Source organism: Dactylosporangium vinaceum, assembly GCF_019904175.1.
Lineage (GTDB): Bacteria > Actinomycetota > Actinomycetes > Mycobacteriales > Micromonosporaceae > Dactylosporangium > Dactylosporangium vinaceum.
In genome coordinates this window covers 9183341-9197653 of the sequence record NZ_CP061913.1, presented here as the reverse complement: position 1 = coordinate 9197653, position 14313 = coordinate 9183341, and the positions used below count along the sequence as shown (strand labels likewise).

Here is a 14313-nt window from a genome sequence, read left to right as displayed (position 1 = left end):
CGATCAACGTGCGCTGATGGCCCGACCCTGGACAAGCCGCCCGAGACGGACTTAGAGTGGCCGCTCAACGCCGGGTGTACGCGCTCAAATGATCTACGACCGACAATTTGTTATTCCGCGCAGGCTTACGGGGGCCGCGGATGCACAACGCTGTTCGAGACAGTTCGCCGTCAATGAAAGTTTCGGATCACCGGCTGTTCGGGGCCGCGGCACCGCGCGGCGCGATGATCCTCTACTGCCTGCCCGACGCCGGGAGCGGCGCGGGCGCGTTCCGCGCGTGGCCGCACCGGCTGCCGCCGCACGTCGACGTCCGGCCGCTGCGACTGCCCGGACGTGAGGGGCGCATCGCCGAGCCGCCCGAGTTCGACCCGGCCGGCCTGGCCGCGGCGATCGCCCGGCACGCCGATCGCCCCTACGCGCTCTACGGCCACAGCATGGGTGCCCGGCTCGCCTACGACGTGGTGCAGGACCTGCGCCGCCGCCCCGGTGCCCGGCTGCCCGAGGCGCTCTGCGTCGGCGGCTCGATGCCCCCGGACCGGCGCCCGCCGCTCGTCGACGCGGCCGGGTGGCCCGAGGACCGGCTCGTGGCCGAGCTCATCGACCGCACCGGCGCCGGCTCCGAGCTGCGCGACGAGCCGGAGCTGCGCGACCTGATCCTGCCCGTCGTCCGGGCCGACCTGCGCTGGCTCGGCTCGCGCCCCACCGCGCTCGGCCCACCGCTGCCGATGCCGGTGGTCGCGTTCGCCGGGGCCGACGACCGCGACGACGGCCCGGTCCCGATGAGCGGCTGGTCCCGCTCGGCCGGCGCCGGCTTCCGGCTGCACGTCGTCCCCGGCGGGCACGCGTTCCACCGCGACCCGCCGGCCGAGCTCATCGACGCGCTGAGCGCCGAACTCCGGGCGCCGTGAGCACTGCACACGGGGGGCTGCACCATCTCGTACTCGCCCAGGCGGCCCGAACCCCGGACGCGCTCGCGATCCGGCAGTGGGACCACCGCGTCACCTACCGGCAGCTCGCCGCGGCGGCCACGGCGCACGCGCAGGCCCTGCGGGGGCTCGGCGTCGGCCCGGAGACCCGGGTCGCGGTGTGCGGGCGGCGGACCCCGGACCTGGTGGCCGCGATCCTCGGCGTCCTCGCCGCCGGCGGTGCCTACGTGCCGCTCGACCCCGCCCACCCGCCGGCCCGGCTGCGGCAGATCCTGGACGACGCCGGCATCGCGATCGCGCTCACCGACGACACCGGCGCCGCCGCGCTCGCCGGCCCGGGCCGCCACCTCCACCTCCACCTCCTGCCCGTGCCGCCCCCGGCACCGGAAGGCGCCGATGCCGCGCTGGCCGACCTGGTCTCCGGTGAGCAGGCCGCCTACGTCATGTACACCTCCGGCTCGACGGGAACCCCCAAGGGCGTGGTCGTCGGGCACGCGAGCGCCGTGGCGTTCGTGACCGCGACCGGGCGCGCGTTCGCCACCGGCCCGGGCTGCCGCGGCATCGGGTTCGCCGCGTTCGGCTTCGACGTCTCCGTCCTGGACGTGTTCGTGCCCCTCGCCCACGGCGGCTCCGTCCAGCTCGTCCCCGACGGTGACCGCATCGACCCGGCCCGGCTCCAGGCGTTCCTGGAGGCCCACCGGGTCACCTGGGGCGCGCTCGCCCCGGCCCTGCTCGGCCTGCTGGACCCCGGGCGGCTGCCGGACCTGGCCGATGTCATTTCCGCCGGCGAGCCGGCCGGGCCGGAGCAGGTCGCGCGCTGGTCGGCGCCGCCCGCCCGGCGGTTCCACAACTGGTACGGCCCCACCGAGACGACCGTCTGCGTCGTCGGCACCGAGCTCACCGGCGACTGGGACCGCCGGCTGCCGATCGGCACGGCTCTACCGGGGTGCACCGCGCACGTGCTCGACGAGCGGCTGCGCGAGTGTCCGCCCGGCGTCCCGGGTGAGCTGCACATCGGTGGTCCGCAGGTGTCCCGCGGCTACCTCGGCCGGCCCGCCCTGACCGCCGAGCGCTTCGTGCCCGACCCTTTCACCGCGAAGCCCGGCTCCCGGCTGTACCGCACCGGCGACCGCGCAGTCCGCGAAGCCGACGGCCGCCTGGCATTCCTGGGCCGCCTGGACCGGCAGGTGAAGGTCCACGGCCAGCGGCTCGAGCTCGGCGAGGTCGAGACGGTCGTGCGTGCCCACCCCGCCGTCCGCCAGGCCGTCGTCGACGTCGCCGCGGACGGCGCACTCGTCGCCTACCTGGCCCCGTCCACCGCCCCCACTCAGCCCGGCCTGGCCGAACACTGCGCCCGCCGCCTCCCCGCCTACATGGTGCCGGCCCGCGTGCTGCGCCTCCCCGCCCTCCCGCTCACCGCCGCCGGCAAGGTCGACCTCCCCGCCCTGCGCGCGACCGCCGAGGAGCGGGGGAGCGGCCGCGAGCCGGGCACGCCTGTCGAGCGGGCCGTCGCCGAGCTGTGGGGGAAGGTCCTGCACCGGCCCCGGCCGGCCCTCGACGACGAGTTCGTGGCCGCGGGCGGCCAGTCGCTGCGGGCCATGCAGCTCGTCGCCGCCCTGCGCACCGGGCTGCACCGCGACGTCGCCGTCGAGGACGTGCTGGCCGCCCGGACGCTCGGCGCGCTGGCCGGGCTGGTCGAGGCCGCGGCCGAGCTCACCGCGGAGCCGCCGGTGCCGAGCGGCCGGCCACCGGCCCTCACCGCGACGCAGCGCCGCATGTGGTTCGTCGAGCGCCTGGCACCGGGCACCCCGGTGCACAACATCGCGCTCGCGCACGTGCTGCCCGGCCCCGTCGACGTCGACGCCCTCGAGCGGGCGCTGTGGGCGGTGGAGGAGCGCCACGCCGGCCTGCGCTGGCGGATCGTGGACGCCGACGGTGTGCCGTCCCCGGTTATCGGAGCTCGCCGCGACGGCGAACCAGTGCTGTCCATAGTGGACGGCGGCGCGGTCTCCGAGTGGCTCGAAGCGCAGGCGTCGGCGCCGTTCGATCTCGCCGCCGGGCCGCTGTGGCGGGCGGCCCTGCTGCGCCCGGCCGACGGGCCGGCGGTGCTGGCGCTCACGCTCCACCACCTGGTGTTCGACGGCTGGTCACAGGACGTGCTCCTGCGCGACCTGGCGGCCGCGTACGCCGGGGAGCCGTTCGCGCCGGTGGAGCTCCCCGCGACCTTCGCCGACTACGTCGCCTGGCAGCACCGCCGGCAGCGGCCGGACGACGTCGCCTGGTGGGTCGCGCACCTGGCCGGGGCGCCGACAGTGCTCGACCTGCCCCGGGACCGGCCCCGCCCGCCGGTGCAGACGTTCCGCGGGGCCGCGGCCCGGGGCGCCGTCGACGCCGGGAGCGCCGCGGCCGTGCGCCGGCTGGCCGGCGACCTCGACACCACGCCCAACACGGTGCTGCTGACGGTGTTCGCGCTGCTGCTGCGGCGGCTCACCGGCCAGACCGACCTGCTGATCGGGGTGCCTGTCGCCGACCGCCGGCACGCCGCGTTCGCCCACGTCGTCGGGTGCTGCGTCGACGTGCGCCCGGCCCGGCTGCGGATCGACGACGGCGCCGGGTTCGCCGCGCACGCCGCCGCGGCGCGCGACGAGCTCGCCGCCGTCACCGGGCCCGCCGGCATCGCGATCGAGCAGGTCATCGACGGGCTGCGGGCCGGGCGCGACCTGTCCCGCGGCGGGCTGGTCCAGGTGCTGTTCAACATGTACGGCTTCGCCGAGCCGCCGCCTCCGGTCCCCGGGGCCACGGCGCTGCCGGCCGGGCTGCCCGGCTCCCTGTTCGACCTGACGCTCTACGCCGCGGAGCAGGGCGAGGGCTACGCGCTGCAGGCGGTGTACAACCCCGACCTGTTCGACGCCTCCCGCATCGACGCCCTGCTGGCGAGCTACACGCAGCTGCTCACCGCGTTCCTGGCCGACCCCGGACGCCCGGTCCGGGACGCCTCGGCCCGGCCCGCCGCGAGCGCCCTGCCCGATCCGGCCGCCGAGCTGCCCACCTGGGACGGCCCCGGCGTCCTGGCGATGATCCGGGCCCCGGCGGCCGTCCGCGAGCACATCGAGCGCACCGCGGCCGCCGTCGCCGGGGCCGGCCTGCCCGCGGGTGCGGCGGTCGGCGTCCTGGCCGCCCGGCACCCCGCGCTGCCCGCCCTGCTGCTCGGGGTCCTGCAGGGCGGGGCCCGGTGGGCGGTCCTGGACTCGGCCCTGCCCCCGGCCCGGCTCCTGGCGCAGGCCCGGTCCGCCGGCCTCGCCGCCCTCCTGCCCGGGCCCGGCACCCAGGTCCCGCCCGAACTGGCCGAATACCCGCTGATCACCCCGGGGACGGCCCGCAGCGGGGCACTCACCGCGGAGGGCGGCTACCTCGCCTTCACGTCCGGCACCACCGGCGTGCCCAAGCCGGTGCTGGCCACCCAGCGGCCGCTCGCGCACTTCCTGGACTGGTACCCGAAGGCGTTCGGCCTCACCGCCGCCGACCGGTTCGCGCTGCTGGCCGGGCTCGCCCACGACCCGCTGCTGCGCGACGCGATCCTCCCGCTCACGCTCGGTGCGCAGCTGTGCGTGCCCGACCAGGCGCTGGTGCGCGACCCGCGGCGGCTGGCCGCCTGGCTCGCGGAGCGGGCGGTGACCGTGGTCCACCTGACGCCGCAGCTGGCCCGGCTGCTCGCGGCGGTGCCGGGCGCCGGGCTGCCGGCGCTGCGGCTGATCGGGCTGGCCGGGGACCGGCTCACCGGCGCCGACGTCGCGGCGCTGCGCCGGATCGCGCCGCGGGCCCGCATCCTCAACCTCTACGGCACCACCGAGACCCCGCAGGTCCAGGCGTGGCACGAGGTGACCGGGGCCGAGCCGGGCGGCGGGCATCCGGTCCCCGTCGGGCACGGCATTCCCGGTGCGCAGCTGCTGGTGCGGACCCCGGGCGGCGGGGCGGCCGCCGTCGGTGAGCTCGGCGAGGTCGTGATCCGCAGCCGCTGGCTGGCCACCGGATACCTCGACGCCGAGCTCACCGCGCGCCGGTTCCCGGGTCCGCTGGAGTTCCGGACCGGCGACCTCGGCCGCTACCGGGCCGACGGGGCCGTGGTCCTCGCCGGGCGGGCCGACGACCAGGTCAAGGTGCGCGGATACCGGGTCGAGCCGGGCGAGGTCGAGGCCGCGCTCACCGGCGATCCCGAGGTGGCCGCGGGCGCCGTCGTCGCCGACGTCGAGCGGGGCGGCGCCGTGCTGCGGGCCTACGCCGTCGGCGCGCGGCCCGGCCTGGACCCGGCGTCGGTGCGCGACAGGCTCCGCGCGATGCTGCCGGACTATGCGGTACCGGCGGAGATCGTCGTGCTGCCGGCCCTGCCGCTGACCGCGAACGGGAAGGTCGACCGGGCCGCGCTGCCACGACCCGACCCGCGGCCGGCCGCCGGGCTCGACGGGCTGCGGACCGGCACCGAACGGCTCGTCGCCGGGGTGTGGCGCTCGGTGCTCGGCCTGCCGCGGGTCGGCGCCACCGACAACTTCTTCGACATCGGCGGGCACTCCCTCGCGATCGCCGCGGTGCAGTCCCGCCTCAGCGACCGGCTCGGCCGCGAGATCCCGATCGTGGAGCTGTTCCACCACCCGAACGTCCGGGCCCTCGCGGCCCACCTCGATGCCGGGTCACCGGCGCGGTCCGCGGCGCCGGCCGGCCCGGGCCGCGACGGCCGCGACCGTGCCGCCCGGCGGGTGGCCGCCCGCCAAAGCCGATCTGACAGGAGAAACCGGTGAACAACACCGAGAGTGCCGGCGTGGAGCCGATCGCCGTCATCGGCATGGCCTGCCGGCTCCCCGGCGCCGCCGACCTCGGGCAGTACTGGCACAACCTCGTCCAGGGTGTCGAGTCGGTCCAGTTCCCGACCCGGGAGGAGCAGCTCGCCCGGGGCGTGCCCGCGCACCTGCTCGACGACCCGAACTTCGTGCGGGCGGCGTCGCTGCTCGACGGCATGGACCAGTTCGACGCCGCGTTCTTCAGCATCGGCGCGCGCGAGGCGGAGCTGCGCGACCCGCAGCAGCGCACGTTCCTGGAGCTGTCGCACACCGCGCTGGAGGACGCCGGCTACGACCCGCAGCGCTACCCCGGCGAGGTCGGCGTCTACGGTGCCATCGGCTCGGACGCGTACCAGTGGATGAACATCCGCCGCAACCCGAGGGTCTTCGCGGCCGCCGGTGACATGGCCATCATGGTCGCCAGCCACCCGCACTACCTGGCCACGCTCGTGTCGTACAAGCTGAACCTGCGCGGCCCGAGCATGACGGTGTCCACCGCGTGCTCCAGCTCCCTCGTCGCGGTCCACCTGGCCTGCGAGGCCCTGCGCAACGGCGAGTGCGAGATGGCCCTGGCCGGCGGGGTCTCCTTCGAACTGCCCCCGGCCTGGGGGTACATGTACGACGACGACGGCGTGCTGTCGCCGGACGGCCACTCGCGCGTGTTCGACGCGAGCGCCCGCGGGACCGTCTGGGGCAGCGGCGGCGGGATCGTCGTGCTCAAGCGGCTCGCCGACGCCCTCGCGGACGGCGACCACATCCGGGCCGTCGTGCTCGGCAACGCGGTCAACAACGACGGCGCCGGGAAGGTCGGCTTCTCGGCGCCGAGCGCCGAGGGGCAGGCCGCGGCGATCGCCCAGGCGCAGGGCGTCGCCGGCATCGACCCGCGCAGCGTCACCTACGTCGAGGCGCACGGCACCGCGACCCCGCTCGGCGACCCGATCGAGGTCGCGGCCCTGGCCACCGTGTTCGGCCGGGACACCGACGAGCGGGGCTGGTGCGGCATCGGCTCGGTGAAGACGAACTTCGGCCATCTCGGCCCGGCCGCCGGGATCGCCGGGCTCATCAAGGCCGCGCTCGCCGTCCAGCACGGGCTCATCCCGCCGAGCCTGCACTTCGAGAAGCCCAACGAGAAGATCGACTTCGCGGCGAGCCCGTTCTACGTCAACGCGACGCTCACCAAGTGGGAGACCGGCGACCTCCCGCGTCGAGCCGGCGTCTCCTCGTTCGGCATCGGCGGTACCAACGCGCACATCGTCCTGGAAGCACCGCCGGCCGCGGCGACCGGCCCGCGCTCGTCCCGCCCGGCACACGTGCTGCAGGTGTCGGCGCGGACCGAGACCGCGCTGCAGGCGGCGCTCGAGCGGCTCGCCGCGCACCTGGCCGAGCAGCCGGGGCTCGACCTGGCCGACGTCGCCCACACACTGCGGGTCGGGCGCAAGGGGATGCTGCACCGGGCCGCGCTCGTGGCCACCGACACCGCCGACGCCGCGGCCGGGCTGGCCGACTCCCGCCGGGTCGTGCGCGCGGTCGCCCCGAAGCGCCCGGCCCAGGTGGCGCTGCTGTTCTCCGGGCAGGGCGCGCAGTACGCGGGGATGGGTGCCGAGCTCTACGCGACCGAGCCGGTCTACCGGGCCGCCGTCGACGAGTGCGCCGGCGTGCTGCGCGAGCCGCTCGGCCTCGACCTGCGGGTCCTGCTGCACGCGACCGGCCAGGACGACCAGCTCCGGCAGACCGCCCTGGCCCAGCCGGCCCTGTTCACCGTCGGCTACGCGCTCGCCCGGCTCTGGCAGTCGTGGGGCGTCGAGCCGGCCGCGATGCTCGGGCACTCGATCGGCGAGTACGTCGCGGCGACCCTGGCCGGCGTGTTCACGCTCCCCGACGCGCTGCACCTGGTCGCCACCCGCGGCCGGCTGATGCAGGCCCTGCCGCCCGGCTCGATGCTGGCGGTGCTCCTCGACGCCGAAGGAGTCCGCCCGCACCTGCCGCCCGGGGTCGCCGTGGCCGCCGTCAACACGCCCGAGACGTGCGTCGTGTCCGGCCCGACGAGCCTCGTCGACGAGCTGGCCGCCACGCTCGCCGCGGCCGGGGTCGGCACCACGCCGCTGCACACCTCGCACGCCTTCCACTCGCCGATGATGGAGCCGGCGCTCGCCGCCTTCCATGCGGCCGTCGCGGCCGTGCCCCGCCAGGCGCCGCGCACCCCGTTCCTGTCCGGCGTCACCGGCGACTGGATCACCGAGGAGCAGGCGACCGACGCCGCCTACTGGACCCGGCACCTGCGCGAGCCGGTCGCCTTCGCCGCCGGGGTGGCCACACTGCTGGGCAACGGCGAGTGGCTGCTCGTCGAGTGCGGCCCCGGCCGGACGCTCACCGACCTGGCCCGCGCGCAGACGCCGAAGGGTGCGCCCCCGGTGCCGAGCCTGCCCGCGGCCGACAGCGACGGCGGGGACCTCCGGGTGCTCTCGGCCGCCGCGGCCCGGCTGTGGGTCGCCGGCATCGAGCTGGACGCGGACGCCCTCGCGGGGGACGGGCGCCGGGTGCCGCTGCCGACGTATCCGTGGGAGCGCAAGCGGTACTGGGTCGAGCCGACCGCCGGCGTCGAGGACCCTTACGCGCCGGCCCAGCCGAAGGCCGGTCAGCGCCCGGTCGCCGAGTGGTTCCAGGTGCCGAGCTGGCGCCCCGGCCCGCCGGTGGTCGAGTCCGAGCCCTTCGACAGCTGCCTGCTGCTCACCGACGGCAGCGACGGGCTCGCCGCCGGGCTGCGGGCGGCCGGGGTCGCGGTGACCGAGGTCCGGCCCGGCACCGGGTTCGCCGAGGCGCCCGGCGGGTTCACCGTCCGCCCGGCCGAACGCGAGGACTACGACGCGCTCGTGGCCGAGCTGGCGCGGCGCGGCCGGCCCGGGCGGGTGGTGCACGCCTGGACGGCGACCGCGCCACCGGCCGGGGCCGACGGGGCCTGGGCCGCGCAGGACCTCGGCTTCTTCAGCCTGCTGTTCCTGGTCCAGGCGATCGCCGCGACCCAGCCGGCCGCGCCTGTGCACCTCGACGTGCTCACCGCCGGCGCGCTCGCGGTCATCGGGGGCGACTGCCTGCGGCCCGAGCACGCGACGGTCGCCGGTGTCGTGCGGGTCGGCCCCCTCGAAGCGCCGTGGCTGACCACCCGCCAGATCGACATCGACGCGCGGGTGGACCCGGTGGCGGCCCTGCTGGCGCCCCGCGGCGACGAGCTCGTCGCCTACCGCGGCGGGCGGCGCTGGCTGGAGGGCAACGCCCAGGCCCACGTGCCGGCCCCCGACGACGCCGCGGCCGGGCTGCGCGACGGCGGCGTGTACGTCATCACCGGCGGGCTCGGCGGCATCGGCATCACCGTCGCCGAGGACCTGGCCCGGCGGGTCCGGGCGCGGCTCGTCCTCGCCTCCCGCTCCGACCTGCCGCCGCGCGCCGAGTGGAGCGCCTACGTCGACGTGCACGGCACCATCGACCGGACCGGGCGGGCGATCAGCGCGATCGGCCGGATGGAGGCGGCCGGCGCCGAGGTCCTGGTGCTCGCGGCCGACGTCACCCGCCCGGCCGACCTGCACCGGCTGCGCGAGGCGACGCTCGCCCGGTTCGGCCGGATCGACGGGATCGTGCACACCGCCGGCGTCCCGGGCGGCGGCATGACCGAGATCAAGACCAGGGCGACGGCCGAGTCGGTGCTGGCCCCGAAGGTCCTCGGCCCGCTCGCCCTGCACGCCGTCTTCGGCGACCTCGACCTGGACTTCGTCGCCATCTGCTCGTCGGTCGCCGGGATGGCCGGCGGCTTCGGCCAGGTCGACTACTGCGCGGCCAACAGCTTCCTGGACGCCTACGCGCACAGCGCCCACGGCTGGCGGACCCGGGTCGTGTCCATCGACTGGAGCGGCTGGGCCGAGGTCGGCATGTCGGCCGAGGTCGCCGCGCCCGAGGCGTTCCGCGGTCTGCAGCGCGGCGAGCGGGTCAGCCCGATCGAGCACCCGATGCTCACCGCCCTGCACGCGGGTGACGCCGACCGGCTGCCGTGGTGCAGCGCGGTCGTGCTCCCGCGGACGCAGTGGGTGCTCGGCGAGCACCGGCTGATGGACACTCCGCTGATGCCCGGCACCGGCTACCTCGAGCTGGCCCGGCGGGCGTTCACGGCCGTCGCGCCGGCGACCCGGCCCGGGCTGGTGGTGGAGCTGCGCGACGTCGCGTTCGTCGAGTGGCTGGCCGTCCCCGACGACACGGCCGTCGAGCTGCGGGTCACGTTCGCGCCCAACACCGACGGGCTCGACTTCGAGGTGCGCAGCCTGGCCGCCGGCATCCAGCGGGTGCACGTGCGGGGGAGCGCGGCCTGGGCCGACCCGGGCACCGCGCCGACGGCCGACCTGGCCGGCGTGCGGGCCCGGTGCTCGCTGGCCGTGCGCGAGGTCCAGGGCCTCAGCGACGTGTCCAACTCCGGCCTGATCACGTTCGGCTCGCGCTGGCACAGCCTGCGGACCGTCCACAGGGGACAGAGCGAGGCCCTGGCCCGGCTGGAGGCGGCCGGTGTCGTGGCCGGCGAGCTGTCCGCGTGGGGCCTGCACCCGGCGATGCTCGACGAGGCCACGTCGTTCGGGCAGATGAGCGGGGAGTACCTCCCCATCGGCTACGGCCGCATCGTCGTGCGCGGGCCGCTGCGCGAGCGGATGTGGAGCCACTGGCGCTACCACGACGCCGGCGGCGGCGAGGTCGTGGCGGCCGACCTGTCCATCATGGACGACGACGGCACCGAGATCCTCGGCATCACCGACTACCTGTGGCGGCGCATCGACCCGGACAGCGTCACCTCGACCGTCAGCCGCGGGATCCAGGCCGCCGCGCGCCCGCCGGACGAGGCCGACGCCGACCGGCTGATGCGCCCGAGCGACGGCGCGGACGCGCTGCACCGGCTGCTGGCCAACGACCTCGGCGCGCAGGTCTCGATCACTGTCGTGCCGCTCGACGAGCTGATCCCGCACATCCGCGAGGTCACCCAGCACAGCGTCGAGACCGGCATGGACACGGGTGCGGCCACCGGGGCGGGCGCCGACCGGCCCGGCGCGGCCCGGGCCGATGGCACCGCGGCCACCGTCACCAGTGAGCTGGAGGCGGCGCTGATGCAGATCTGGGGCGACGTGCTCGGCCTGGACGCGATCGGCCGCGACGACGAGTTCTTCGAGCTCGGCGGCAACTCGCTCGTCGCCGTGCAGCTCATCGCGCTGGTCCGCAAGCGGCTGGCGGTGCGCCTGCCGATGCGCGACGTCTTCAACGCGCCGACGATCGCCGGGATGGCCGCCACGGTGGAGCGGGTCCGTGCGGCGGCCGCGGACCCGGCGCCGCCCACCTCGACCATCCCGCGATTGGAGCGCCCGCAGTGACGGAGCAGTACAGGGTCGTGCGCAACGACGAGGAGCAGTACTCCATCTGGCCCGCCGCCGACCCGGTGCCCGCCGGCTGGCACGAGGACGGGTTCGCCGGGCCGAAGGAGGACTGCCTGGCCCACATCGACGAGGTCTGGACCGACATGCGCCCCCGCAGCCTGCGCCGATGAGCTACAGCTTCCCGGCGTCGTTCGCGCAGGAGCGGCTGTGGTTCCTGGCCCAGCTCGACCCCGGCGTGGCGCCGTACAACCTGAACGTGCTCACGCTCCTGCCCGGCCGGATCGATCCCGACCGGCTCGAGCGGGCCTTCGCCGCGGTCGTGCGGCGTCACGAGGCGCTGCGCACGGCACTTGCGGTCCAGGACGGGCAGCTCATGCAGGTCATCGAGGCTGCGCCGGCGTGCTCCATCGCCCGGTCCGACCTCGGCCCGGTCCCGGCGCAGCGGCGCGAGGCCGAGTTCGCGCGGATCGCCCGGGCCGACGCGCGGGAGCCGCTGCCGCTCGACCGGGCACCCCTGTGGCGGGCCCGGCTGGTGCGGCTGGCCGACGACGACTGGCGGCTGGTGCACGTCATCCACCACGCGGTGTTCGACGGCTACTCGGCGGGCAACTTCGACGCCGAGCTCATGGAGTGCTACGCGGCGCTCGGCGAGGGGCGCCCGGCGCGGCTGCCGGACCTGCCGATCCAGTACGCCGACTACGCCGTCTGGCAGCGGCAGCAGTTCGCCGGCGCGAGCCTCGAGCACTGGCGGGCCCGGCTCGTCGGTGCTCCCGCGGACATCGGCCTGCCGACCGACCGGCCGCGCCCGGCCCGGCGCAGCCACGCCGGTGACGAGCACCGCCTGGTGCTGCCGCCGGCCGTCGGCAAGGGCCTGCGGCTGCTGGCCCAGCGGCACGGTGCGACGCTGTTCATGGCGCTGCTGGCCGGGTACTGCGCCCTGCTGAGCCGGCTCTGCGGGCACACCGACATCGTCGTCGGCACCCCTGTCGCCGGGCGCGACCGGCCCGAGCTGGTCCCGGTCATCGGCATGCTGACAAACCTGCTGGTGCTGCGGACCGACCTCGGCGGCGACCCCACCTTCCGCGAGCTGCTGGTCCGGGTCCGCGGCACCGTCCTGGACGCGCTCGACCATCAGGACGTGCCGTTCGAGAAGCTCGTCGAGGCGCTGCAGCCCGCGCGGGACCTGTCGCGGCCGGCGCTGTACCAGGCCGGCTTCAACCTGCTCCCCGGCACGCGACGCGGGCAGTTCGGCAACGGCACCGCGAAGATGGACCTCGACTGCGAGGTCGTCGACACCGGCGACGACCTGGAGATCTGGCTGTACTACAGCACCGAGCTCTTCGACGCCGCCACGATCGGGCGGCTCGCCGACAGTTTCGCGCTGCTGCTCGGCGCGGCCGTCGCCGACCCGGAGCAGCGGCTGCACGCGCTGCCGGTCCTGCCGCCGGCCGCGCTGGCGGCCGTCGAGCGCTTCGGGCGCGGGCCCGATCCCGGTGCTCCGGGCACCGTGCTCGAGCTGTTCCGGGCCCAGGTGGCCCGCAGCGGGTCCGACACCGCGCTGGTGTTCCTCGACGAGTCGCTCACCTACGCCGAGCTGGACGCCCGGTCCGATCGGGTCGCCGGGTCGCTGCGGGCGGCCGGGATCGGGCGCGGCTCGCTGGTGGCGATCGGCCTGGAACGCTCGCTGGAGCTGCACGTCGCCGTGTGGGGCGTGCTCAAGGCCGGGGCCGGGTTCCTGCCCCTGGACCCGGACCACCCCGAGGAGCGGCGGCAGTTCGTGCTCGGCGACGCGCGGGCCACGCCGTTGAGTTTCCCGCCGCCCGGCGCGCCGGCCCCGCCGGCCCCGTCCGACCCTCCGGAGCCGGCCGACGTCGCCTACACGATCTACACCTCCGGCTCGACCGGCCGCCCGAAAGGCGTACAGGTCGAGCACCGCGCGCTGCGCAACCTCATCGACGCCGTCGCCGATCGCCTCGGCAGCGGCCCGGGCGACGTGTGGCTGCACCAGACGAGCCCCGCGTTCGACATCTCGCTCCTGGAGATGCTGCTGCCCGTCGCGACCGGCGGGCGGGTCGTCATCGCGGGCAGCAAGGACGGCTACGACCTGTGCGACCTGATCCGCCGGCACGGGGTGACCCACGTCCAGGCCGTGCCCGCGGGCTGGCGGCTGCTGCTCGACGCGGGCTTCCGCGCGCCGGACGTGACAGCGCTCGTGGGTGGCGAGGCGGTGCCGGCCGAGCTGGTCCAGGCGCTGCACGGGCGGGTGCGGCGGCTGTTCAACATGTACGGCCCCACCGAGACCACGATCTGGTCGGCGATGCGCGAGCTCGACGGTGACAACCACATCGGCACCCCGCTGGCCGGCAACACGCTGCACGTCCTGGACGCGGCCGGCCGCCCGGTGCCGATCGGCGTGGTGGGGGAGCTGCACATCGGCGGCGTGGGCCTGGCCCGCGGCTACCTGCGCCGCCCGGGCCTGACCGCCGACCGCTTCGCGCCCGACCCGTGGGGCACGCCGGGGTCGCGCCTCTACCGCACCGGCGACCTGGTCCGCTGGCGCCCCGACGGCCGCCTGGAGTTTCGGGGCCGCGCCGACAACCAGGTCAAGATCCGCGGCCACCGCATCGAACTCGGCGAGATCGAGTCGGCCCTCGAGTCCCTCCCGGGCGTGGCCCGGGCCGCCGTCACAGTGCGACAAGCCCAGATCCAGGCCTATCTCGTACTTCCTCAGGGCCCCCGCCCACCCGACGCCGCACTGCGCGCGCAGCTGGCCCGCACGCTGCCGGCATACATGCTGCCGTCCGCTTTCACCTTCCTCGAAGGACTGCCCTTGACCCCCAACGGCAAGCTCGACCGGGCCGCCCTGCCCACGCCCGCCCCGGCCGCGCCCGGGTACACGGCGCCGCGGAGCACGGCGGAGGAGTACGTGGCCGGCATCTGGTCCGAGGTGCTGGGCGTGGAGCGGGTCGGCGTACACGACGAGTTCTTCGCCATCGGCGGCCACTCGGTGCTCGCCGCCCGCGTGGCCGCCCGGCTGCGCACCGCCTTCGACATCGAGGTCCCGCTGTCCCTGCTGTTCGTCAACACCACCGTCGAACAGCTCGCCGCCGCGCTGGAGGAGCTCCTGGCCGCCGACCTCGACCCGGCGGACTGACG

Annotated in this window: 5 protein-coding genes; all 5 read left to right on the top strand. The window is 76.2% G+C overall.

Translation table 11 applies throughout. The features are described from left to right. The first annotated feature begins 173 nt into the window (after positions 1 to 173). From Dvina_RS41100 to Dvina_RS41080, 5 genes are read left to right on the top strand one after another with little or no spacing between them, the layout of a single operon-like run. The gene (locus Dvina_RS41100; RefSeq protein WP_223095583.1) at positions 174 to 908 is read left to right on the top strand and encodes a thioesterase II family protein; all 735 of its coding nucleotides are present in this window, start codon (positions 174 to 176) and stop codon (positions 906 to 908) included. Further along, a complete protein-coding gene (locus Dvina_RS41095) occupies positions 905 to 5719 on the top strand; it encodes a non-ribosomal peptide synthetase (protein ID WP_246655645.1) in 4815 nt (1604 codons plus the stop codon). The genes Dvina_RS41100 and Dvina_RS41095 overlap by 4 nt, the downstream gene beginning before the upstream one ends. After that, positions 5716 to 11154: a type I polyketide synthase gene (locus Dvina_RS41090; RefSeq protein ID WP_246655644.1), complete on the top strand. Its 5439-nt coding sequence runs from the start codon at positions 5716 to 5718 to the stop codon at positions 11152 to 11154. Before Dvina_RS41095 ends, Dvina_RS41090 begins: the two co-directional genes overlap by 4 nt. Next, positions 11151 to 11327 carry an MbtH family protein gene (locus Dvina_RS41085; protein ID WP_223095581.1) on the top strand — a complete coding sequence of 59 codons (177 nt, stop codon included), beginning with the start codon at positions 11151 to 11153 and terminating at the stop codon, positions 11325 to 11327. The genes Dvina_RS41090 and Dvina_RS41085 overlap by 4 nt, the downstream gene beginning before the upstream one ends. Beyond that, entirely contained in the window at positions 11324 to 14311 is a 2988-nt protein-coding gene (locus Dvina_RS41080; RefSeq protein ID WP_223095578.1) for a non-ribosomal peptide synthetase, read from the top strand. The genes Dvina_RS41085 and Dvina_RS41080 overlap by 4 nt, the downstream gene beginning before the upstream one ends. Positions 14312 to 14313: the final 2 nt, after the last annotated feature.

What these genes read in the sequence shown, in the direction of transcription:
- Dvina_RS41100 (WP_223095583.1), top strand. Translation starts at nt 174, where the DNA reads ATGAAAGTTTCGGATCACCGGCTGTTCGGGGCCGCGGCACCGCGCGGC.
- Dvina_RS41080 (WP_223095578.1), top strand. Translation starts at nt 11,324, where the DNA reads ATGAGCTACAGCTTCCCGGCGTCGTTCGCGCAGGAGCGGCTGTGGTTC.